This is a genomic window from Amycolatopsis sp. NPDC098790, assembly GCF_044759945.1.
GTDB lineage: Bacteria > Actinomycetota > Actinomycetes > Mycobacteriales > Pseudonocardiaceae > Amycolatopsis.
The window spans coordinates 513,044-530,701 of record NZ_JBIWAI010000003.1 but is presented as its reverse complement, the minus strand read 5'-3'; the positions used below and the strand labels follow the sequence as shown (position 1 = coordinate 530,701).

Genomic DNA, 17,658 nt, shown 5'->3' with positions numbered 1-17,658 from the left:
AGAGCGAAACAGCAAAGGCGCGAAAGGACGAACGATGAACAGCACCGGCCCCCTGGACGGCGTGCGCGTGATCGACCTCTCGACCGTGGTGATGGGCCCGTACGCGGCTCAGATCCTGGGCGACCTGGGCGCCGACGTGATCAAGATCGAGTCCCCCGCGGACACCGTCCGCGTCGGCCAGTACCGCACCACGCCGGGCATGACCGCGCTCAACCTCAACGTGAACCGCAACAAGCGCAGCGTGGCCCTCAACCTCAAGGACGAGAACGAGCGCGAGCAGGCCCTCAAGCTGATCGACACCGCCGACGTGCTGATCACCAACATGCGCCCCGGCGCGCTGAGCCGCCTCGGCCTGAACTACGACGACGTCGCCGAGCGCAACCCGCGCCTGGTCTACGCCCACGCGCAGGGCTTCCGCGGCGACTCGCCGCAGGCCGGCAACGCCGCCTACGACGAGACCGTGCAGGCCTCCTCCGGCCTGGTCGACGTCGCCAACCGGGCGCTCGGCGAGCCGGTCTACCTGCCGACGATCATCGGCGACAAGGTGTCGTCGCTGACCATCGCCTACAGCGTGCTCGCCGCCCTGGTCCACCGCGACCGGACCGGCCAGGGCCAGCAGATCGAGATCCCGATGACCGACACGCTGCTCGCGTTCAACCTGGTCGAGCACCTCGCGGGCCACACCTACGAGCCGGCCGAGGGCCCCACCGGGTTCGCGCTGTCGATGACGAAGGGTCACGCCGCGGTCCGCACCAAGGACGGCCTCGCCTGCGTCATCCCGTACAACCCGAAGAACTTCCGCGACTTCTTCGCCGCCGCCGAGCGCCCGGACCTCGCCGAGGACCCGCGCGTGAACGGCGAGGCCATCGACCGCGCCGACAACGAGTGGCTGACCGGGCAGATCGCCGCCTGCGCGCCGGCGCTGACCACCGAGGAGTGGGCCGAGGTCTGCGCGAAGCACAGCATCCCGATGGCGCCGGTGCTGGAGCTGGACCGCGCGCACGAGGACCCCTACGTCCGCGACGGCCACCTGCTCGACACCGTCGAGCACCCGAGCGAGGGCACCATCCGCACGGTCGGCATCCCGGTGAAGTTCTCCGCGACGCCCGGCTCGATCCGCCGTCTGGCCCCCCTGGCCGGCCAGGACACCGCCGAAGTCCTCGCCGAACTGGTCTGAACCACCGCACTTTCCCTACGAAAGTGATCCGGAGCCAGCACCTCCGCCTCACTTTCCCTATGAAAGTGACACTTGGGAAGTGAAGTCATGAGTGAAGTACGCACCGAGCGGGTCGGCAGCACCCTGCTGATCACGATCGACCGGCCACAAGCCCGCAACGCGGTCAACGCCGCCGTCGCGACGCAGCTGGCCGCCGCCCTGGACGAGCTGGAAGCCGATCCCGCGCTGCGAGCGGGCGTTCTGACCGGCGCCGACAACACCTTCAGCGCCGGCATGGACCTCAAAGCCGCGCTCAAGGGCGAATCGCCGTCCGTCCCGGGACGCGGGTTCGGCGGCCTGACCGAGGCCGAGCTGGCCAAGCCGCTGATCGCCGCCGTCGAAGGGTTCGCCATGGGCGGCGGGTTCGAACTGGCGCTGGGCTGCGACCTGATCGTCGCCGCCGAAGACGCGAAGTTCGGCCTCCCCGAGGTGAAGCGCGGCCTGATCGCCGCGGGCGGCGGCGTGCTCCGGCTACCGAAGCGGATCCCGCACCACCTCGCGATGGAGTTCCTGCTGACCGGCGAGCCCGTCACCGGACGTCGTGCCGGCGAGCTGGGCCTGGTCAACCGCGTCACCCCGGCCGGCGACGCCGCCGCCGTCGCGCTCCAGCTGGCCGAGAAGCTGGCGGAGAACGCGCCCCTGGCGCTGGCCGCCGTCAAGAAGATCGTGCGTGCCGCGGATCCCGCGGCCGTGCAACACGAAGAAGTCAAGAAGCTGATGCAGTCCGCCGACGTCCGCGAAGGCATGACCGCCTTCGCCGAGCGCCGCGCTCCGAAGTGGACAGGCGAATGAAGATCGAAGAAGTCCGGCAGCACGTGACGACCCCGCTGACCGCCCCGGCGTTCGCGCCGGTGGTCCCGAGGTTCACCAACCGCGAGTACCTGAATATCGTCTACCGCACCGACGCCGACGCCCTGCGCGCCGTCGTGCCGGAGCCGCTGACGGTCGGAGAACCGTTGGTGCGCTTCGAGGTCATGAAGATGGGCGACGTTTCCGGCTACGGCCCGTACACCGAGTCAGGCCAGGCCATCGAGGTCGGCTTCGACGGCGAACGCGGCGAGTACCTGCACGCGATGTACCTCGACAACTTCCCGGCGACCGCGTCCGGGCGCGAGGTGAGCGCGTACCCGAAGACCGTCGGGTCGCCGAACCTCTATGTCGACAACGGCGTGCTCGTCGGCACCCTCGACTACGGAACGCTCCGGGTGGCGACCGCGACCATGGGCTACAAGCACCACGAGCTGGACGCCCGCGAAGCCGAACGCCAGATCACCGTCCCGACGTTCATGCTCAAGACGATCCCCGGCTACGACGGCGCCCCGCGCGTCCAGGAACTGGTGCGCACCGAAATCACCGACGTCGTGGTCAAGGAGGCCTACACCGGCCCCGCGCGGCTACAGCTGTTCCAGCACGTCCTCGCGCCGCTGGCCGACCTGCCGGTGCTGGAGGTCGTCTCCGCGAGCCACATCCTCACCGACCTGACGCTCGCCCCGGTCAAGCCGGTCTTCGACTACCTGGAAGGAGCGCGGTCATGAAGAACGCCGCAGTCATCGGCGCCGGCACCATCGGCCTGTCCTGGATGGCGCTGTTCGCCCACCACGGCCTGACCGTCCGGGTCACCGACCCCCGCCCGGACCTCGCCGACGCCGTCAAGGAAGCCTTGGAGACGTTCGCGCCGCATCTCGGCACCACCGCCGAAGAGCTGGCGACCCGCGTCCACCTCGCCGGGGACGTCACTGAATCAGTGAAAGATGCGGACGTCGTGCAGGAGAACGGGCCGGAGAGCGTCGAGTTCAAGAAGGAACTGTTCGCGAAGCTCGTCGAGGAAGCGCCGGAGCACGCGCTGTTGCTGAGTTCGTCGAGCGCCATCCCGTCCACGGCGTTCACCGAAGAGATCGACGGATCGCGTGTCCTCATCGGACACCCGTTCAACCCGCCGCACCTGATCCCCCTCGTCGAAGTCGTTCCCGGCGAGCAGACCAGCGAGGAGTCGGTGGCCAAGGCCGTCGAGTTCTACACCTCCCTCGGCCGGACGCCGGTCGTCGAACGCAAGGAGATCGCCGGGTTCGTCGGCAACCGGCTGCAGAACGCCTTGAGCCGCGAGGCCATCTACCTCGTCGAACAGGGCGTCGTGACACCGTCCGAACTGGACACCGTGATCACGAACTCGCTCGGCATCCGCTGGGCGACCGTCGGGCCGTTCCTCGGCTCGCACCTCGGTGGCGGCCCCGGCGGCTACCGGCACATGGCCGAGCACATCGGCAAGTCCATGAAGAAGATGTGGGCCGGCCTGGGCAACCCCAGCCAGAGCCCCGAAGAGCAGGAACGGCTCATCGAAGCCGTCGAACAGGCTTACGGCTCCTCCACGTACTCGGACCTCGCCGAGACGCGCGACCGCAAGCAGCTCGCCGTTTTGCACGCAGTGGAGGAGAACTGACATGGAACCGCTCAAGGACAAGCTCACCGCCGACTTCTACGACTTCGAGGCACTGCTCCCCGACGACGAGCGCAAGCTGCTCGTCAAGGCGCGCGAGTTCATGACGAACGACGTCAAGCCGCTGGTGAACGACAACTGGGAAGCCGGCACCTTCCCGGAGGAACTCATCGGGATGTTCCGCGAAAGCGGTCTCGCGGGCCTGCCCTACGAGGGCTACGGCGAGCACAAGCCCGCCGTCAGCCACCTGCTCACCGGCATGATGGCCATGGAGATGAGCCGCACCGACGCGTCCGTCGCGACGTTCTTCGGCGTCCACAACGGACTCGCGATGTACTCCATCCACAGTGGAGGGAGCCAGGAACAGCGCGACCGCTGGCTGCCCGAGATGGCCGCGATGGACAAGATCGGCGCCTTCGCGATGACCGAGCCCCTGGGTGGATCGGACGTCGCGGGCGGCATGCGGACCACCGCCAAGCGGGACGGGGACACCTGGGTCCTCGACGGCGCCAAGAAGTGGATCGGCAACGCGACCTTCGCCGACTACGTCGTGGTGTGGGCGCGGGACGTCGACGACAACCACGTCAAGGGATTCGTCGTCGAGAAGGGCACCCCGGGGTTCGTGCCGGAGAAGATCCAGGGCAAGACCGCGTTCCGGATCGTCGAGAACGCCGAGATCACCCTGACCGGCGTCCGCGTGCCGGAGGCGAACCGCCTGCAGGGCATCAACTCCTTCCGCGACGTCGCCGAGATCCTGCGCGCCACCCGCGGCGGCGTCGCCTGGCAGGCGCTGGGCGTGATGATCGGCGCGTACGAGGCCGCGCTGGCCTACTCGCAGGAGCGCAAGCAGTTCGGCCGGCCGATCGCGCGGTTCCAGCTGGTGCAGGACCTGCTCGTGAAGAGCCTCGGCAACATCACCGCGTCGTGGGGCATGCTGGTGCAGCTCGCCCGGCTGCAGGACGCGGGGATCTTCAAGGACGAGCAGTCGTCGCTGGCCAAGGCGTTCGTCACCTCGCGGATGCGGGAGGTCGTCGCCTGGAGCCGCGAGATCTTCGGCGGCAACGGGATCGTGCTCGAGTACGACGTCGCGCGGTTCTTCGCCGACGCCGAAGCGATCTACTCGTTCGAAGGCACGCGCGAGATGAACACCCTGATCGTCGGCAAGGCGATCACCGGGCAGAGCGCCTTCGTGTGAGCCTCTAGTCGACGCAGCCGGCGGCCGTACTGGTCGCCGGCTGCTTGCTGTCCGCGGTCTTGGTGGTGGTCGCCGCCACCGGCTTGACGCCGCCCGCGGTGTCATCGCCCGAAGCCTGGACCGCCGGCGTGCTGATCGCCGTGCGGATGAACTGCTGGACCTGCGCCGGGTCGACCTTCACGGCGTCACCGTCCGACGGCGTCGCCAGCGAGAGGCTCTGCACCGGGATGGTGGCGAACGCGATCGCGCCCGAACTCATGCCCCGCAGCTGCTGCGCGAAGCTGAGCACGTCCCAGCCCTTGTCCAGCACGACCGCGCCCTGCACGGCGTTGACCAGCGCGTTCAGCTTCGAGACGTCGGTGAACGTGCCCGCGCTGAGGACCTTCTTCGCCATGCCGGAGAGGAAGGCCTGCTGCCGCGCGATGCGGTCGAGGTCGCCGTTGGCCAGGCCGTGGCGCTGCCGGACGAACGCGAGCGCCTGCGCGCCGGAAAGCGTTTGCGGGCCGGCCGCGAAGTTCGCGCCGGAGTAGGTGTCGTGCACCGGCTCCTTGAGGCAGACCTCGACGCCGCCGACGGCCTGCGACAGCGCGTCGAAGCCGGCGAGGTTGATGGCCGCGTAGTGGTTGATGGTCAGCCCGGTGAACTTCTCGACGGTCTGGATGGCGGTCTTCGCGCCCGCCTCGTTCGCCGCCACTTCCAGCTGCGGGCCGGACAGTCCCTGGGAGCGCAATCCGGACATCGAGGCGTTCTTGCCGCGGCTGTAGGCCGAGTTGATCTTGTGCTTGCCGTAGCCGCCTGCGATGTCCACATAGGAGTCACGCGGGATCGAGATCGCGGTGGCCGCGGCGCCGCCGGCCGGGATGTGGACGACGATCATCGTGTCGGTGGTGTCGCCGCCGTCGTCGCCGCTGCCGGCGTGGAGGGCGTCGAGCACGTTCTGGGGCAACGGGTTGCCGTACGCGTCGGTGCGCGCGTCGATCCCGACGAGCAGGATGTTCTGGGCGACTTTGAGCGGTTCGCCGGGGATGGTGTCCTCTTCGTCCACCTGCGCCGAGGGCGCGATGACGTCGGCGGTGACGAGGCCGTCGTCCAGCTTGCTCAGCTGCGACCAGGCGTACCCGGTGGCGCCGAGCACGAGCGCCGACACGACGCCGAGCGCGACCCGCCCGCCGATGCGACGCCCCCGGGACGACAGCAGCACGACACTTCCCCTTGCTTCCCTCTGGTGGATCCCCTCCTTCGAGGATCACCGCGTTAGCTGGGAATCAGCTGAGAAAGTTGTCGAAAAACTGTGACGCTAGCCGAACGGCCGAGCCTTTCCGCCGCTTTCGCGACGCACTGTGCCGGAACGCGTACGCGCGAGTGCTGTGGTTGCGACCACAGTGGCATCAACGCGGCATCTTGCGCCACACGGCGCGCGGCAGCAGGCGCATCGCGAAGAAGACCGGACGGAGCACGCCGGGCACCCAAACGACGCCGCGCCGCTTCCGCAGCGCGGCGACGGTCGCGTCGGCGACCTGGTCCGGCGTGCTCGAGAACGGCGCCGGGCTCATGCCCTCGGTCATCCGCCCGATCACGAAGCCGGGCCGGACGAGCAGCAGGTGGACGCCCGAGCCGTGGAGGGCGTCGGCGAGGCCGCTCGCGAAGCCGTCGAGGCCGGCCTTCGCGGAACCGTAGACGTAGTTGGCGCGACGCACGCGGATCCCGGCGACGGAGGAGAACACGACGAGGCTGCCGTGGCCCTGGGCGCGCAGCAGGTTCGCGGCGTGGGTGAGGACGCCGACCTGGGCGACGTAATCGGTGTGCACGATGGCGGCGGCATGGGCGGCGTCCTCTTCGGCGCGGGCTTGGTCGCCGAGGATGCCGAAGGCCAGGACGACGACGTCGATCGGGCCGTGCTCGGCTTGGACCTTCTCGAGGAAGGGTCCGTGGGCGGCGAGGTCGTCAGCGTCGAAGTCGACGGTTACGGCCTTCTGCAGCGTGGCCAGGGCGGCGGTGAGGTCCGCGCCGGGGCGGGCGGCCAGGACGACCTTGTCGTGGTCGCCGGCCAGTCGTTCCGCCACGGCCAGGCCGATTTCGCTGCGGCCGCCGAGGACCAGGAGGGTTCCGCTCACGGAGGCAGTCTCCCAGCCGGGGGTGCGCGGGTTTTGGGCGGCTGCCGGCTGGGTCCGGTGTCTTGAATGAGTCATTCGGGACCTCGGAGGTCCTGAATGACTCATTCAAGACCTTTGGGCCGGGAGCCGTGGTGGCCGAGCGCAAGCCGAAGCGCGCTCGCTCGGCGAGCCGAAGCGCGCTCGCACGGCGAAGGGAGGCCGGCCGAGCCGGCGAAAGCGGCCGGCCAGCACCCGGATCACGGGTCCGCGGAAGCTCGGCGCAAGGCTGCGCCGAAACCGGCAGCAGCGGGCCGGCACCCGGACCGCGGCCCGCAACCCGCGGCGGCGGAGCGCGAGCCAAGCCGGGCGAAGCGGCCCGCAGCCCGCGGGCGGCGGAACGCGAGCCAAGCCGGCGAAGCGGCCCGCCGAATCCGCCTGCGCCCGAGTCGCGACCGCGGCGGCCGAGCGCTTGCCGACGCGCGCTCGCTCGGCGAGCCGAAGCGCGCTCGCACGGCGAAGGGAGGCCGGCCGAGCCGGCGAAAGCGGCCGCCCAGCACCCGGACCACGGGCCCGCGGAAGCTCGGCGCAAGGCTGCGCCGAAACCGGCAGCCGCGGGCCGGCACCCGGACCGCGGCCCGCCGAATCCGCCTGCACTCGAGTCGCGACCGCGGCGGCCGAGCGCGAGCCGAAGCGCGCAACCCGTCGGCTCGTCGCGGCCGAGCGCGACCCGAAGCGCGTCCGCGAAGCCCGCAACCCCGGCCCGCGTGCGCTAGCGTGCCCCGGGTGGGGCGCGCGCTGGATTTCGAAACCCTCGTCGAACGGCATCGGCGGGAGATCCAGGTGCACTGCTACCGGATGCTCGGCTCCTTCGCCGACGCCGAAGACCTCGCCCAGGAAACCTTCCTGCGCGCCTGGAAGGCCCGCGACCGCTTCGAAGGCCGGGCCGGTGTGCGGACCTGGCTCTACCGGATCGCCACCAACGCCTGCCTCGACGTCCTCGCGCGGCGGCCGCGGCGGGTGCTGCCCGATCAGCTCGGTCCTGCCGGCGAACCGGACGGCCCGATCTGCGCCGCCGACCTGCCGTGGCTCGAGCCCTTCCCCGACCGGCTGCTCGACGAGGCCGGGCCGGACGCCCTCGCCGTCGAGCGGGAGACCATCGAACTCGCCTACCTCGCCGCCCTGCAGCACCTGCCGCCGCGGCAGCGGGCCGCGCTCATCTTGCGGGACGTTCTCGGGTGGTCGGCCAAGGAGACCGCGGATCTGCTCGAGACGAGCGTCGCGTCGGCGAACAGCGCCCTCCAGCGGGCTCGCGCCACCCTGCGTGCACGACTGCCCGCCCACCGTACCGAGTGGACGGCCGGCGCTCCGACGGCCGAGGAAACCGCGCTGCTCAAGCGGTTCATCGCCGCCTACGAAAACGGTGACCCGCGAGCCGTCGCCCGGCTGCTGCACGAAGACGCCCGCGCGATCATGCCGCCGTACGAGCTTTGGTTCGCCAGTGCCGCGGCGATCGTGCGCGCGCTGTCGATGTCGCTGGACCCGGCGTCGCCGCAGTGCGTCGGCCGCTTCCGGATGCGCCCAACGCGCGCCAACCGCCGGCCCGCGGTCGCGACCTGGCTCCGCCGTCCCGGCGAAGCCGAGTACCGCTGGTTCGGCGTCTCCCTGCTGACGATCGAGCACGGGCTGATCACGGAGCTCGCCGCCTTCGAGTCCGTCCCGGCGGCGGCCTGGGGCCTCCCGGAAATCCTGCGTGAATGAGCACGATGACCAGGGGCCGGCACGTGAAAAAGCCCGGGCGGGCGATTCACGGGGAATCACCCGCCCGGGCGCACACCCATCCGGAAAGAAATTCTTCCGATTCGGGTTCGTCCTCGAGGCCGCCGGGAAGAGGTCACCGGGCAGCGGGTCAAGCAGCTCGGTGCCGCTGCGGCGCGGTACGCGCCAGCCGGCGTCGGTCCTCGGCGGTGGTCCCGCCGAAAACACCGTGGTCCAGGCCGTTGTCAAGCGCGTAACCGAGGCACTCGGCGCGCACCGGGCAGCGCGCGCACACGGCCTTGGCCTGCGCCGTCTGCCGGGCGCCGGGGCCCACCGCGGAGATCGGGAAGAACAGTTCCGGGTCCTCGTCCTTGCAGGCCGCGAGTTCCGCCCAGCCCGTCATCGTGGCTTCCATTTCCTTCGTTCACCTCCCTCTGCTACTTCTGTTTCCCATTGTCGTGGCGCGTCAACCGACTTGACGCTCGCGGGCGCGCGAGCGCATCCGCGTGGGTCAAGGGGGTTTTGGCTTCGGTCCCCGGCTCACCCTCCGGGCAACCAAGACTGCAACACATGAGAGTACGCCCTTCTTCCCGGGATCTCGATGTCGATCACGTCACCCGATCGGCGAGACCACGCTCCAGCGCGACCCGCACGAGGGCCGCCGCGAGGTGCGCCAGTTCGCCGGGATCGACCAGCTTCGCGAGCCGACCGGGCTGCGTCGGCAGGCCGAGCTTTTCGGCCCCTTGCAACGCTTTCCCGTCCAGACGCGGTCGAAACTCCGGCCACACGAGCTGGACCTCCCTGCCGAAGATGTCCGCGCCCACCGGGCCGAGCCGCGGGACCTTCCCGAGGAGCCCGGCCAGTGTCCGGAATTCGCCGTTCGCGGCCTCGCGCACCCGTCTCAGGTCGCCGCGGTACTCGTCGAGCAGGTACCGGGCGCCGTCGCCGAGCGCCGTCGCGGTCTGTTCGTCGTAGCGCTTGTAGTGCGCGCGGCCGAGGGCGGCCACCCGCTGCTGCCACGTCGAGTCCGCCATGGCTCTCGCCGTGCCCATCCCCGCGGCCCACAGCTCCCGCGCCGCGTCGACCGCGATGCCCGCCTTGATCCGGGTCGAGAGCAGCACCGACAGCACCAGCAGCCGGTAGAGCGGCGCCGGCTGGTCGGCGAGCTTGATGCCCGCTTCGGCGGCGTACGTCGGGCCTGCCTCCTTCAGCAGGCGCTCGACCGTGTCTCGCTGGGTCATCGGGCCCGGGTACCCGAGATGCCCGCACCCATTCGTCACCGCTCGTCACCGATCCGGAGCAGGCCATTACTCCGACCGAGCAGTCTTGATCGAATCGTTACACGTGGCGGTCACCTCGGCGCACTTGTTCCAGTGGAGGCGAGGGGTGGTGAGGGGTCCGTGTGGGCTGACGACGATTTCGACGCGTTCTTCCGCGCCGACTTCCCCCCGCTCGTGGCGTTCCTGTGCAAGGCCGGGTTCGAGGTCGAGATCGCCCGTGACGTCGCCGTCGAAGCGATGCTCCACGCGCTGGAGGCGTGGCCGGTCCCCGAAGACCCGCGCGCCTGGGTGCGCCGCGTCGCCGGCCGGCTGCTCGACGCGGTGGGTGACGCGCGCGCGGACTGGACCCCGGACGACCGGCGGGACGACGAGAAGCTGGCCGCGCTCGTCGACCAGCACGCGGGGTTCATCGACGTGCTCGCCTCCCTGCCCGGCCAGCAGCGGATGGTGCTCGCGTGGTCGCTCGACGGCTTCACGCCGACGCAGATCGCGAACGCGCTGCGCATCGCCCCAGCGACCGTCCGTTCCAACCTCCGCCACGTGCGGGAACGCCTCAGGCGCCACCGGGCCGCACCGCCCGGCGACCAGCGGGACAGGGAAGGGTGAGCACCATGCCGGCAACCGAGTACGGGGACCGGGCGATCACCGAGCTGCTGCGGGAGTCCAACGCCGCGCTGCACGACTCGCTGCGGGTCGGCCTCGACGTCGAGGGCACGCTGCTGCGGGTGCGCAGCCGCGCCCTCGTCCGCGAGATCGCCGCGACGGAGCCCCCGCAGGCGTTCCCGGCGCACTGGCGGCGCCACGACGAGCCGGTCGCCGACGCGATCGCCGGCGACGACGCCGCGACCGCCCGCCTGCTCGCGACGATCCGGCCGCTGGTGGTGCGCTACTGCCGCGCCCGCGTCGGGCGGAACGAGCGGTCGTTCGCCTCGGCCGACGACGTCGCCCAGGAGGTGTGCGTCGCGGTGCTCACCGCGCTGCCGTCCTACCGGGACCAGGGCCGGCCGTTCCTCGCGTTCGTCTACGGCATCGCCCAGCACAAGGTCGCCGACGCCCACCGCGCCGCCGCCCGCAACCGCTCCGACCCGGTCCCGGAGATCCCCGACGGCGTCTCCGACGCGGACGGCCCGGAGCAGCACGCCCTGCGGTTCGAGCTCAACGAGCGCCTGGCGCGGCTGCTGGACGTCCTGCCGGCCAAGCAGCGCGAGATCGTCGTGCTGCGGGTGGTGGTCGGGCTGTCGGCGGAGGAGACGGCGGACGCGGTGGGCTCGACACCGGGCGCGGTCCGCGTCGCCCAGCACCGCGCGCTGGGTCGGCTGCGGCGGCTCTTGACGGGCGAAGAGGACTAGCGCCGGAGCCCGGCACCACCACGCCGTACAGGTCGGTGATGGTCGCCAGCGCGCTGGGCTCGACGCCGAGCGAGCACCGGCGGCGGTTCCGGATCGGGTGATCAGCGGCGCACGTGTTCGAGGACGAACTCCTCCAGCGCCGCCGCCGGTCCCTCCTTCGACTCGCGGGCCAGCAGCATGAACTCGATGTCGCCGGGCTCGGGCAGGCCGGCCAGCTCGACGAGGTCGGCGGGCACCAGGCTGCGCGCGTGCAGGGTGACGCCGAGCCCGGCGGCCGCCGCGGCCCGCAGGCCGGTGAGGCTCGACGTCTGGCACGCCGCGCGCCACTCGAGACCCGCGCGTTCGAGGCACTCGACGGCGAGCTGCCGCGTGATCGACGGCATCGGGTACTGCACCAGCGGCACCGGCTGACCGGGCTCCAGCACCGTCGCGGCCGAGCCGATCCAGACCAGCGGCTCCCGCCAGAGCAGCCGCCCGTGGTGCGCGCCCGGGCGGCGCTTGCCCAGCACCAGGTCCAGCTGACCGGCGCGCAGCCGCTGCGCGAGGACGTCCGACAGCTCGACGGTCAGCTCGACGTCCACCAGCGGGTGGCTGCGGCGCAGCCGGTTCAGGATGTCCGGCAGCTCGCCGAGCGCGAAGTCCTCTGAGACGCCGAAGCGCACGCGGCCGCGCAGCTCGGCGCCGCGGAAGTGCCGCTCGGCCCGCTCTTCGGTGTCGACGACCGTCTGCGCGAAGCCCAGCATCGCCTGCCCGCGCGCGGTGAGCTCGACGGTGTGGGTGTCGCGCGCGAAGAGCAGCCCGCCGGAGTCGCGCTCCAGGCGCCGGACGTGCTGGCTGACGGTCGGCTGGCCGACGCCCAGGCGCCGCGCGGCCGCGGTGAAGCTGCGCGTCTCGGCGACGGCGAGGAACGAGCGGCACAGGCGCGGGTCGAGCACGCGGCCACTTTATCGTGATTCGCGATGACAGTCAGTCCGGTGATCGGGGTTCACAATGAGCGTTGCACCGCCGAAACTGGGTGTGGAAGGAGTTCCATGTCCTGGTTACGTCTCGACCCGTTCGTCCTCGCCATCCTCGCCACCGTCGGGATCGCCACGCTGCTGCCCGCTTCGGGCGTCGTGGCCGACGGTTTCGGCACCGCCACCACGATCGCCGTCGGGCTGCTGTTCTTCCTGTACGGCGCCCGGTTGTCGACGCAGGAGGCCCTCGACGGGCTGCGGCACTGGCGGCTGCACGCCGTCGTGCTGGCGGCCACGTTCGTGCTGTTCCCGCTGCTCGGCCTCGCGCTCACGCTGCTGCCGGAGCCGGTGCTGCCCGACGAGCTGGCGGCCGGGGTGCTGTTCCTCGCCGTGCTGCCCTCGACGGTCCAGTCGTCGATCGCGTTCACGTCGATCGCCCGCGGCAACGTCGCGGCGGCGATCTGCAGCGCGTCGCTGTCCAACCTGGCCGGGATCGTGCTGACGCCGCTGCTGGTGGCGCTGCTGCTGGCCGGCGACGGCGCCGGCGTCGACGGATCGGCCGTGCTCGGGATCGTGCTGCAGCTGCTGGCACCGTTCGTCGCGGGCCAGCTGGCGCGGCGCTGGATCGGCGGGTGGATCACCCGGAACTCCGCGCCGCTCAAGCTGTTCGACCGCGGTTCGATCCTGCTGGTGGTGTACACGGCGTTCAGCGCGGGCATGACCGAAGGCATCTGGCACCGGCTCGACGTCGTCCCGCTGCTGGTTCTGGTCGGACTGTGTTGCGTGCTGCTGGCGGCGGTGCTGGCCGCGACGAGCTGGGGCGCCCGGCTGCTGGGGTTCGCGCGCGCGGACCGGATCACGATCGTGTTCTGCGGGTCGAAGAAGAGCCTGGCGAGCGGGTTGCCGATGGCGACGGTGCTGTTCGGGCACGCGCACGTGGGGCTGATCGTGCTGCCGCTGATGCTGTTCCACCAGATCCAGCTGATCGTGTGCGCTTCACTCGCGCGGCGGTATGCCGTGTCCGCTCCGGAGCTCGTCCCGGCTTGAGCCTTCGACCGATGAGTTTTCCGACGGTGGTCGTCAGTACGGTGTGACACCTACTTGGAAGGCGGCACCATGGCGAAGGTTCTGTACCACATCACGATGTCCTTGGACGGCTTCGTCGCGGCCCCCGGCGACGACATGACGTGGCTGTCCGGGCTGCACGCGGGACCGAACCCGGTCGTCGAGCGGGTGACCGCCGGCATCGGGGCGATCGTGATGGGGCACAACACGTACGCCCCGGCGACGACGGCCGAGGGCAAGGTGTACGGCGGCCGCTGGGAGGGCCCGATCTTCGTGGTGACCCGCTCGGCGGCACCGACCCCGGGGTTCACACTGGTCCCGGACCTGCCGGAGGCGGTGTCGGCCGCCTCCGCGGCGGCCGGCGACGGGTACGTGGCGGTGCTGGGTGCCACGACGGCCCGGCGGTGCTGGGAAGCGGGGCTGCTGGACGAGGTGCTGGTGCACGTGGCACCGGTCCTGCTCGGCGACGGGGTGCGGTTGTTCGAGCGCCCGGCCGGCGCGCCGGTGCGGTTGGAGGTCCTGGAGCTGAGCCACGCCGGGCCGATCGTGAACGCCTGGTACCGGGTCCCCGATGGACAGTGAGGTGAGCGCGTAACGGCGGGGCGCGGCGGGACGATTCCGGGGGCGTCGTTTCGAGAGAGGGGGATCGTCATGGCACGAACCGCGGTGGCCGCGCTGGCCGGGGCTTTGGTGGTGACGGCGGGAGCGGTGGCCTTCGCCGGTGCGTCGTCGGCAGTCGGGCCGTCGCCGGCGCCGATCGTCCAGGCGGCTCAGGCCACCTGCCTGACCGACGGCGCCGGCGTCTGCACCGTGACGCACTCGCTCGGCAAGGTGCCGGACGCGATCGTGGTCTCGCCGAACACGCCGAGCCCCAACAACGCGTTCACGCTCAACACGGTGCTGGGGTCGTACACCGCGACCACGTTCCAGGTGCGGGCGATGTTCACCCAGACCACGCCGAAGACATTCGGCCAGATCTGGTTCACCTACGCGGCTTACGGTTCGCCGACGGCACCGCCGACCACGACGCCCCAGACGACGACGCCCACACCCACGTCTCCGCCGACCACAACGCCTCCGCCGACCACCTCGTCGGAGCCGACTTCTACGACGACCGGCGGCGGCTCCTGAGCGGAATCCGCACCCTCACCGCGGCCGCGGTGAGGGTTTCCGTAGCTCCTCCGCGAAAATCCCCTCCACACGACGGTTCGCCCGGCGCAACGACCGCACCGCCGCACGGATCGCGTACCCCACCGCGAACGCCAGCAACAAGCCCAGGCCGATGGCCGCGAGGTTCGCCACAAGCGCCTCCCGGTACAGGTGCGCCAGGTACCCCAGACCCGCCCCGGCGGTGAGTGCGTCCAGCAACGCCAGCCGGAACACGCGCGGCTCGTACGGGGTGGCTCGCGGTGCCGTGACCATCGCTCACCCTCCCGCCGTTCCGTTCAGCGGCGACGCCCTTGCAACCTAGACGAGCCTGCGCCGCTTGGTGGCCACTTCAACCTGTTTGGCCTACCGGATCTGCCCGGATGGCCGCTGTGATAACTTGAAGCGAACTGGGTCTTCTGTGCAAACGCACATCCCCGAGCCGCCACCGCGCCGGGGCCAGGGGGCGGTAGCTCAGTTGGTTAGAGCAGGGGACTCATAATCCCTTGGCCGCGGGTTCGAGCCCCGCCCGCCCTACCCTCTGCGGTTCTCGCTGACGCTCGAACCGCTCGGTTCGCTTTCCCCCTGTGGGGGTGCAACCCCCACACCCCGCCCGGGGGCTCGCCCCCGGACCCCCGTCCGTGTGGCCGGGTTGGCCTGCCGGCTGCCGGATGGTGGGTCCACAGTGGACATTCAGCGGTCGTACACCAGGGCCAGTTCGCCCTTCTCGCCTGCTTCCTGGTGGGTCAGGTGCCATGACGATGCTGGTAGGCCGTCCTCGAACAGGCGGGGGCCTCCGCCTGCTATCTCCGGGCAGATCATTATGTACATGCGGTCCAGCAAATCCGCTGCCAGTAGGGGCTTGATCAGGCTTGCGCTGCTGTTGATCAGGATGTCTCCCGAGCCGGTGGACTTCAGATCCTTGACCACCTCCGCTACTGGGGCGTTTGCCAGGCGGGCTCGGTTCCACGGCGCCTCGGTCAATGTTGTCGAGAACACCACCTTTTCGGCATCTACCAGCCATTTTGCGTACGCCCGGTCTCGGGGGTCCGCGTTCTCGTCCGCCGCTACCGTTGGCCAGAAACCCAGGAAACCTTCCGCGTTCACGCGGCCCAGTACTGCCGTTGTTGCGTTCTCCCAGATTTGGGTCAGGTGGTGGCGTGCCACCTCTGTTGTCGCGTACGAGACTATTGCGCTCATGTCCGTGGGGCCGCCCGGACCCTGGTAACGGCCGTCCAGCGTGAGGCTCAGGTTTGCGGTTACTCTGCGGGTCATTTTTCAGCCTTTCTGCTGTGTCAGTACTTCGGCGAGGCGGTCCAAGACCTGGCCCCAGCCCGTTTCTATTCCGGCGATCGCCGGGGCCGCTTCCACCGTTGTTGCCGTGATGCGGAGGCCCAGTCGCAAGCGGGTGCCGTTCGGTCCCGGCGTCAGCTCCAGGTCGTAGTGGCCGGTGAACGATGCCGTTCCCGTTACCGCCAGGTCGAATGCCAGCCTTCCTGGCTCCTCCGCCACGCGGACCCAGCCTTCCGCTCGGTACTCGCCGTCCGCGTCGCGGTACGCCAGTGCCGCCTTGCCTCCCGGGCGTGGCTCCAGGAGGCACGTCGTCACCGTCATCGACGGCGGTACCCACCACGACGACAGCAGCGCCGGGTCCGTCCAGTACCGCCAGACGACGTCACGCGCCGCCGGTAGTGCGCGCTCGAAGCCGAACGCCCGGCCGTCCGCCCAGCTGTCGCGGTCCGCCGCCGCCGTCTCCGCCTCCACCGCTTCGCGGTATCGCGCGACCACGTCCCGCTCACCCCGGTGCGCTTCGGTCTCCTTCGCCAGGTCCGCCACCCGGGCCGCGAACGCCGCCAGCGGCTCGGCTTCGAGCGCGTAGACCCGGCGCTGTCCCAGCGGGAACACCGTGACGAGGCCGGCGCGCGCCAACGTCTGCAGGTGCTTGGTCGTCTGCGGCTGGCGCAGGCCGGTCAGCTCGGCCAGCTCTCCGACCGATCTGGGCCGCTCCGCCAGGAGCTCGACCAGACGCCAGCGCGCCGCGTCGCCCAGTGCTGCCGCGATCCCGTCCATGTGCCCAGTATTCACATGGCAGAATATTCAAGTCAAGGAATATCTTTTAGGTCAGCCACCGGAGGCCGTAGGCGTAGCCCAGCTGCGGGGCGGTGAACTCCTGCGCGACCTCGCACGCGCCGTCCAGCGGCAGCGGCGCGCCCGGCTGCGGCGGGTCGGCGAGCACCGACGGCGGCACCCGGTCCACCCGCCACACCCGCCACGGCAGCCGGCGCGGGTCGAAGCGGACCCGCACCGTGAACGACTCGCACGTCACCAGCGGCACGAACGTGTACGACGGCCGGATCGGCAGGCCGTCCCGGATTCGGATCACCAGCGCGTACGTGTGGGTGTCGCCACGCGACAGCGGCCGCGGGAGGTCGAGCAACCAGCGGAAGTGCCGCTGCCCCACCCGTTTCGCGTCGGTGATCCGCACGCCGTGCTGGGCGTCGGCGGCCACGTCGCGCTCGCCGTCGTGGCCGTCTTCGAGGCGCGGCACGGTGAACTGGGCGGCGATCCGGCTCAGCCCGTCGCGGGTCGCGACGATCAGCCGTTCCTCGATCAGCTCCGGCCCGGGCGTGTCGAGCCGGACGATGGCCCGCAACCGCTTGACGAACCAGCCCTGGTCGGGGTCCGGGACTTCGCCGCCGGGCCGCCCGGCGGCCTCGATTTCGGCGGCCAGCCGGGCGAACGAGCGGTCGATCCGGCGCCGTGCCGTGCGTTCGGAGACGCGCAGCTGGTCGGCGAGGACACCGACGCGGTCGCTGAGCAACGCGTGCTGGGAGCCGGGGGCGATGCCCAGCGCGACGTTGACCGCGAGCCGGTCGTCGGCCGGGAACTCCGCGATGGCCGCGGAAATCGCGTCGCGGAGCACGCGCCGCGCTTCGCGGTCGTTCGCCGTGCGGTGGATTTCGCACCACCCGGCGACGATCGGCCCGAGCCGGTCGCGCAGCCGTTCGGCCTCCAGACCCCAGCCGCGGCGCAACGTCGTGAGCTCGCGGAGCAACCCGTCCTCGTGTGCCATGGGGTTTCGATTGTGGCACGCGGACTTCCGCGCGATCGGGGGCAGCGCCTGCGCCGATCAGGTGATTCCCGGGATGGCCAGCGCGTGGCCAGTTCC

20 protein-coding genes and 1 tRNA gene are annotated in these 17,658 nt (G+C 70.8%); 12 read left to right on the top strand and 9 right to left on the bottom strand.

All coding sequences use genetic code 11. From position 1 onward, the window contains the following. The first annotated feature begins 34 nt into the window (after positions 1 to 34). The 5 genes from ACIQWX_RS27650 to ACIQWX_RS27630 all read left to right on the top strand — a co-directional run bounded on the left by ACIQWX_RS27650 (position 35) and on the right by ACIQWX_RS27630 (position 4,845). Positions 35 to 1,177 (top strand): CaiB/BaiF CoA transferase family protein, encoded by a 1,143-nt coding sequence (locus tag ACIQWX_RS27650; RefSeq protein WP_400876980.1) that lies wholly within the window; start codon positions 35 to 37, stop codon positions 1,175 to 1,177. Positions 1,178 to 1,264: 87 nt separating this feature from the next. Beyond that, complete coding sequence (locus tag ACIQWX_RS27645; RefSeq protein ID WP_400876978.1) at positions 1,265 to 2,008, top strand: crotonase/enoyl-CoA hydratase family protein; 744 nt, start codon at positions 1,265 to 1,267, stop codon at positions 2,006 to 2,008. Then, positions 2,005 to 2,751 (top strand): acetoacetate decarboxylase, encoded by a 747-nt coding sequence (locus ACIQWX_RS27640; RefSeq protein WP_400876976.1) that lies wholly within the window; start codon positions 2,005 to 2,007, stop codon positions 2,749 to 2,751. Before ACIQWX_RS27645 ends, ACIQWX_RS27640 begins: the two co-directional genes overlap by 4 nt. After that, complete coding sequence (locus ACIQWX_RS27635) at positions 2,748 to 3,653, top strand: 3-hydroxyacyl-CoA dehydrogenase NAD-binding domain-containing protein (protein ID WP_400876974.1); 906 nt, start codon at positions 2,748 to 2,750, stop codon at positions 3,651 to 3,653. Before ACIQWX_RS27640 ends, ACIQWX_RS27635 begins: the two co-directional genes overlap by 4 nt. Before the next feature lies 1 nt (position 3,654). Continuing rightward, positions 3,655 to 4,845, top strand: coding sequence for an acyl-CoA dehydrogenase family protein (locus ACIQWX_RS27630; protein WP_400876972.1), 1,191 nt, complete (start codon positions 3,655 to 3,657; stop codon positions 4,843 to 4,845). 4 nt (positions 4,846 to 4,849) lie between these two features. Here ACIQWX_RS27630 and ACIQWX_RS27625 read toward each other — a convergent pair whose 3' ends face one another. Both ACIQWX_RS27625 and ACIQWX_RS27620 read right to left on the bottom strand, forming a co-directional pair. Then, positions 4,850 to 6,046, bottom strand: a complete 1,197-nt coding sequence (locus ACIQWX_RS27625) for an LCP family protein (protein WP_400876970.1) — start codon at positions 6,044 to 6,046, stop codon at positions 4,850 to 4,852. Positions 6,047 to 6,233: 187 nt separating this feature from the next. Further along, the gene (locus ACIQWX_RS27620) at positions 6,234 to 6,959 is read right to left on the bottom strand and encodes an SDR family NAD(P)-dependent oxidoreductase (protein WP_400876968.1); all 726 of its coding nucleotides are present in this window, start codon (positions 6,957 to 6,959) and stop codon (positions 6,234 to 6,236) included. Between the two features lie 762 nt (positions 6,960 to 7,721). Between ACIQWX_RS27620 and ACIQWX_RS27615 the strand changes: the two genes are divergently transcribed. Next, positions 7,722 to 8,696: an RNA polymerase subunit sigma-70 gene (locus ACIQWX_RS27615; protein WP_400876966.1), complete on the top strand. Its 975-nt coding sequence runs from the start codon at positions 7,722 to 7,724 to the stop codon at positions 8,694 to 8,696. A gap of 148 nt (positions 8,697 to 8,844) precedes the next feature. Here ACIQWX_RS27615 and ACIQWX_RS27610 read toward each other — a convergent pair whose 3' ends face one another. Together ACIQWX_RS27610 and ACIQWX_RS27605 are read right to left on the bottom strand one after the other, a co-directional pair. After that, positions 8,845 to 9,108: a WhiB family transcriptional regulator gene (locus tag ACIQWX_RS27610; protein WP_086679434.1), complete on the bottom strand. Its 264-nt coding sequence runs from the start codon at positions 9,106 to 9,108 to the stop codon at positions 8,845 to 8,847. Between the two features lie 193 nt (positions 9,109 to 9,301). Next, complete coding sequence (locus tag ACIQWX_RS27605; RefSeq protein ID WP_400876963.1) at positions 9,302 to 9,934, bottom strand: endonuclease; 633 nt, start codon at positions 9,932 to 9,934, stop codon at positions 9,302 to 9,304. A gap of 159 nt (positions 9,935 to 10,093) precedes the next feature. Here ACIQWX_RS27605 and ACIQWX_RS27600 point away from each other — a divergent pair, with 159 nt between their 5' ends. Both ACIQWX_RS27600 and shbA read left to right on the top strand, forming a co-directional pair. Further along, positions 10,094 to 10,579 carry an RNA polymerase sigma factor gene (locus tag ACIQWX_RS27600; protein WP_400876961.1) on the top strand — a complete coding sequence of 162 codons (486 nt, stop codon included), beginning with the start codon at positions 10,094 to 10,096 and terminating at the stop codon, positions 10,577 to 10,579. A 146-nt stretch (positions 10,580 to 10,725) separates the two neighbouring features. Then, the gene (shbA, locus tag ACIQWX_RS27595) at positions 10,726 to 11,322 is read left to right on the top strand and encodes an RNA polymerase sigma factor ShbA (RefSeq protein ID WP_400877597.1); all 597 of its coding nucleotides are present in this window, start codon (positions 10,726 to 10,728) and stop codon (positions 11,320 to 11,322) included. Positions 11,323 to 11,423: 101 nt separating this feature from the next. Here the strand turns inward: shbA and ACIQWX_RS27590 are convergent, their stop codons facing one another. After that, positions 11,424 to 12,257 carry a LysR family transcriptional regulator gene (locus ACIQWX_RS27590; RefSeq protein WP_400876959.1) on the bottom strand — a complete coding sequence of 278 codons (834 nt, stop codon included), beginning with the start codon at positions 12,255 to 12,257 and terminating at the stop codon, positions 11,424 to 11,426. Between the two features lie 96 nt (positions 12,258 to 12,353). On the opposite strand from ACIQWX_RS27590, the gene ACIQWX_RS27585 reads away from it, so the two are divergent. The 3 genes from ACIQWX_RS27585 to ACIQWX_RS27575 all read left to right on the top strand — a co-directional run bounded on the left by ACIQWX_RS27585 (position 12,354) and on the right by ACIQWX_RS27575 (position 14,474). Next, entirely contained in the window at positions 12,354 to 13,325 is a 972-nt protein-coding gene (locus ACIQWX_RS27585) for a bile acid:sodium symporter family protein (RefSeq protein WP_400876957.1), read from the top strand. A gap of 69 nt (positions 13,326 to 13,394) precedes the next feature. After that, positions 13,395 to 13,925 (top strand): dihydrofolate reductase family protein, encoded by a 531-nt coding sequence (locus tag ACIQWX_RS27580; protein WP_400876955.1) that lies wholly within the window; start codon positions 13,395 to 13,397, stop codon positions 13,923 to 13,925. Between the two features lie 69 nt (positions 13,926 to 13,994). Then, positions 13,995 to 14,474 (top strand): hypothetical protein, encoded by a 480-nt coding sequence (locus tag ACIQWX_RS27575; RefSeq protein WP_400876953.1) that lies wholly within the window; start codon positions 13,995 to 13,997, stop codon positions 14,472 to 14,474. A gap of 15 nt (positions 14,475 to 14,489) precedes the next feature. Here the strand turns inward: ACIQWX_RS27575 and ACIQWX_RS27570 are convergent, their stop codons facing one another. Continuing rightward, positions 14,490 to 14,765, bottom strand: coding sequence for a hypothetical protein (locus ACIQWX_RS27570; RefSeq protein ID WP_400876951.1), 276 nt, complete (start codon positions 14,763 to 14,765; stop codon positions 14,490 to 14,492). 187 nt (positions 14,766 to 14,952) lie between these two features. Between ACIQWX_RS27570 and ACIQWX_RS27565 the strand changes: the two genes are divergently transcribed. After that, a tRNA-Ile gene (locus tag ACIQWX_RS27565) sits at positions 14,953 to 15,026 on the top strand. A 156-nt stretch (positions 15,027 to 15,182) separates the two neighbouring features. On the opposite strand, the gene ACIQWX_RS27560 is transcribed toward ACIQWX_RS27565, so the two are convergent. The 3 genes from ACIQWX_RS27560 to ACIQWX_RS27550 are packed head-to-tail and all read right to left on the bottom strand — an operon-like array spanning position 15,183 to position 17,562. Beyond that, positions 15,183 to 15,764 carry a dihydrofolate reductase family protein gene (locus ACIQWX_RS27560; protein WP_400876949.1) on the bottom strand — a complete coding sequence of 194 codons (582 nt, stop codon included), beginning with the start codon at positions 15,762 to 15,764 and terminating at the stop codon, positions 15,183 to 15,185. Positions 15,765 to 15,767: 3 nt separating this feature from the next. Continuing rightward, a complete protein-coding gene (locus ACIQWX_RS27555) occupies positions 15,768 to 16,559 on the bottom strand; it encodes a metalloregulator ArsR/SmtB family transcription factor (protein ID WP_400876947.1) in 792 nt (263 codons plus the stop codon). A 46-nt stretch (positions 16,560 to 16,605) separates the two neighbouring features. Continuing rightward, entirely contained in the window at positions 16,606 to 17,562 is a 957-nt protein-coding gene (locus tag ACIQWX_RS27550; RefSeq protein WP_400876945.1) for a hypothetical protein, read from the bottom strand. Positions 17,563 to 17,658: the final 96 nt, after the last annotated feature.

What these genes read in the sequence shown, in the direction of transcription:
- ACIQWX_RS27630 (WP_400876972.1), top strand. Translation starts at nt 3,655, where the DNA reads ATGGAACCGCTCAAGGACAAGCTCACCGCCGACTTCTACGACTTCGAG.
- ACIQWX_RS27605 (WP_400876963.1), bottom strand. Translation starts at nt 9,934, where the DNA reads ATGACCCAGCGAGACACGGTCGAGCGCCTGCTGAAGGAGGCAGGCCCG.
- ACIQWX_RS27610 (WP_086679434.1), bottom strand. Translation starts at nt 9,108, where the DNA reads ATGGAAGCCACGATGACGGGCTGGGCGGAACTCGCGGCCTGCAAGGAC.
- ACIQWX_RS27645 (WP_400876978.1), top strand. Translation starts at nt 1,265, where the DNA reads ATGAGTGAAGTACGCACCGAGCGGGTCGGCAGCACCCTGCTGATCACG.
- ACIQWX_RS27580 (WP_400876955.1), top strand. Translation starts at nt 13,395, where the DNA reads ATGGCGAAGGTTCTGTACCACATCACGATGTCCTTGGACGGCTTCGTC.
- ACIQWX_RS27550 (WP_400876945.1), bottom strand. Translation starts at nt 17,562, where the DNA reads ATGGCACACGAGGACGGGTTGCTCCGCGAGCTCACGACGTTGCGCCGC.
- ACIQWX_RS27575 (WP_400876953.1), top strand. Translation starts at nt 13,995, where the DNA reads ATGGCACGAACCGCGGTGGCCGCGCTGGCCGGGGCTTTGGTGGTGACG.
- ACIQWX_RS27640 (WP_400876976.1), top strand. Translation starts at nt 2,005, where the DNA reads ATGAAGATCGAAGAAGTCCGGCAGCACGTGACGACCCCGCTGACCGCC.
- ACIQWX_RS27635 (WP_400876974.1), top strand. Translation starts at nt 2,748, where the DNA reads ATGAAGAACGCCGCAGTCATCGGCGCCGGCACCATCGGCCTGTCCTGG.
- ACIQWX_RS27650 (WP_400876980.1), top strand. Translation starts at nt 35, where the DNA reads ATGAACAGCACCGGCCCCCTGGACGGCGTGCGCGTGATCGACCTCTCG.
- ACIQWX_RS27555 (WP_400876947.1), bottom strand. Translation starts at nt 16,559, where the DNA reads ATGGACGGGATCGCGGCAGCACTGGGCGACGCGGCGCGCTGGCGTCTG.
- ACIQWX_RS27585 (WP_400876957.1), top strand. Translation starts at nt 12,354, where the DNA reads ATGTCCTGGTTACGTCTCGACCCGTTCGTCCTCGCCATCCTCGCCACC.
- ACIQWX_RS27560 (WP_400876949.1), bottom strand. Translation starts at nt 15,764, where the DNA reads ATGACCCGCAGAGTAACCGCAAACCTGAGCCTCACGCTGGACGGCCGT.
- ACIQWX_RS27570 (WP_400876951.1), bottom strand. Translation starts at nt 14,765, where the DNA reads ATGGTCACGGCACCGCGAGCCACCCCGTACGAGCCGCGCGTGTTCCGG.